This window comes from Cupriavidus necator (assembly GCF_040578825.1).
Taxonomy (GTDB): Bacteria; Pseudomonadota; Gammaproteobacteria; order Burkholderiales; family Burkholderiaceae; genus Cupriavidus; species Cupriavidus necator_E.
In genome coordinates, this window is sequence record NZ_JBEFLI010000182.1 from 1 (window position 1) to 1,075 (window position 1,075).

General features: G+C 65.7%; 1 protein-coding gene. It reads left to right on the top strand.

The window, feature by feature from the left end:
- Positions 1 to 1,074, top strand: a 1,074-nt coding sequence (locus tag AB1I47_RS33785) for an isovaleryl-CoA dehydrogenase (protein WP_354687988.1), incomplete at its 5' end; no start/stop codon positions are given.
- Between the last annotated feature and the right edge of the window lies 1 nt (position 1,075).

The following is a 1,075-nucleotide window of genomic DNA, read 5'->3' on the forward strand; positions in this document are numbered from 1 at the left end:
ATCGACCGCACCGACCAGTTCCCGATGGACACCTGGAAGAAGATGGGCGACCTGGGCGTGCTCGGCATCACCGTGGCCGAGGAATACGGCGGCGCCAACATGGGCTACCTCGCGCATATGATCGCGATGGAAGAGATCAGCCGCGCCTCGGCCTCGGTCGGCCTGTCGTACGGCGCGCACTCCAACCTGTGCGTGAACCAGATCCACCGCAACGGCACGCCGGCGCAAAAGGCCAAGTACCTGCCCAAGCTGGTGTCGGGCGAATGGATCGGCGCGCTGGCGATGAGCGAGCCCAACGCCGGCTCGGACGTGGTCAGCATGAAGCTGCGCGCCGAGCTGAAGGGCGACCGCTATGTGCTCAACGGCACCAAGATGTGGATCACCAACGGCCCCGACTGCGATGTGCTGGTGGTCTACGCCAAGACCGAACCCGAGCTGGGCGCGCGCGGCATGACCGCGTTTATCGTCGAGAAGGGCATGAAGGGCTTCTCGGTGGCGCAGAAGCTGGACAAGCTGGGCATGCGCGGCTCGCACACCGGCGAACTGGTGTTCCAGGACGTCGAGGTGCCGGTCGAGAACATCCTCGGCGCCGAGAATGGCGGCGCCAAGGTGCTGATGAGCGGGCTGGACTACGAGCGCGCGGTGCTGTCGGGCGGGCCGGTCGGCATCATGCAGGCCTGCATGGACGTGGTCACGCCCTATATCCACGACCGCAAGCAATTCGGCCAGAGCATCGGCGAATTCCAGCTGATCCAGGGCAAGGTCGCCGACATGTACACCACGCTGCAGGCCGCGCGCAGCTACCTGTACACCGTGGGCAAGAACCTGGATGCGCTGGGCAGCGACCACGTGCGCCAGGTGCGCAAGGACTGCGCCGCGGTGATCCTGTACACGGCGGAGAAGGCCACCTGGATGGCGGGCGAGACCGTGCAGATCCTGGGCGGCAACGGCTATATCAACGAATACCCGGCCGGGCGCCTGTGGCGCGATGCCAAGCTGTACGAGATCGGCGCCGGCACCTCGGAGATCCGCCGCATGCTGATCGGCCGCGAATTGTTCGCCGAAACCATGTAAG